Genomic DNA, 1135 nt, shown 5'->3' on the forward strand with positions numbered 1-1135 from the left:
GGACGTATTTCAACCTTTTAGTTCCCGCACGACTTTCTATGCTATTGCCTATTTTGCCAATTATATTGCAGTGGCGAATGCGATCTCTTGGTCCATCGTCTACGAAGGCAATTATCCTGTTATGATGAGCCGTTTCGGCAGCTACTTTATTGTTAGTACGCACGACGCCATGCTGGTAGCTGGATTTGTTTCTCTGGCTTTTTTTATCATTAACTGGCAATTGGCGATGCACTGCGCGAGTTTACTCAGCCAATATTTAGTGCGAATCCTCATCATCAATCGCACGCGTTTTGTCGCCATGAGTTTAGTGTTCAGCAGCTATTTTGCTTACTTGTTAACGATAGGAATTTTTTGGCTGTTTCACGACACGTACTCAATTTGGCAAGGATTGAAACTCACGCCTGCTTTTCTTTTATTAGCGTTATTGTTAGCCGTCGTGTTACCTGCCATGAAAAAAGAAACGTCCGAAAGCGAATAAGCGAGAATCGCTCTACCGTTTGAGTAGTAATTCATGTGCCATTGAGTTAGCATTGCCGACCTTTTTTTCGTCAGTGGGAGGACTCATGTATATTGGCTTTGACTATGGCACTGCAAACTGTTCAGTGGCAAAAATGGAATCAGGCGAGCCTGTTTTGTTAAATCTTGAAGGGGATAGCCCGTTCATTCCTTCCACCCTTGCAGCTCCGACTCGTGAGTCTGTGTCTGAGCATTTGTTTCGTCACCGTGACATCAAACCGTTTGATCAAGTTGGAGAGCAGGTACTGCGCCGCGCAATCAACTTGAACCGAGAAGAGAGTATCGAGCTGGAGCCAGAAGACATCGCGTTTGGTCAGGCAGCGTTGAACCGCTATTTAGAAGATCCACGCGATATCTATTACGTGAAGTCACCAAAGTCGTTTCTTGGTGCATCTGGCTTGCGTGATGTTCAGCTGAGCTTCTTTGAAGATCTGGTTTGCGCCATGATGGACAACATCAAAGCTCAGGCAGAAAACCATGCTCAGCAAAGCATTACGGATGCGGTGATTGGTCGCACAATCAACTTTCAGGGGCGGGGTGGAGAAAGGGCGAACATTCAAGCGGAAACCATTCTACTTCGCGCCGCCAAGCGTGCCGGTTTTCGAACTCTCGAATTTCA

At 46.3% G+C, this 1135-nt stretch carries 1 protein-coding gene and 1 pseudogene; both read left to right on the forward strand.

Annotated features, from left to right (window positions below; translation table 11 throughout):
- Positions 1-478 (forward strand): hypothetical protein (locus R7P35_RS25610; protein WP_318093232.1); only part of this gene is annotated, 478 nt, incomplete at its 5' end.
- A gap of 85 nt (positions 479-563) precedes the next feature.
- Positions 564-1135 (forward strand): annotated as a pseudogene (locus R7P35_RS25615) (molecular chaperone); the annotation flags it as partial.

Source organism: Vibrio sp. Vb0304 (genome assembly GCF_033338995.1).
Taxonomy (GTDB): Bacteria; Pseudomonadota; Gammaproteobacteria; order Enterobacterales; family Vibrionaceae; genus Vibrio; species Vibrio alginolyticus.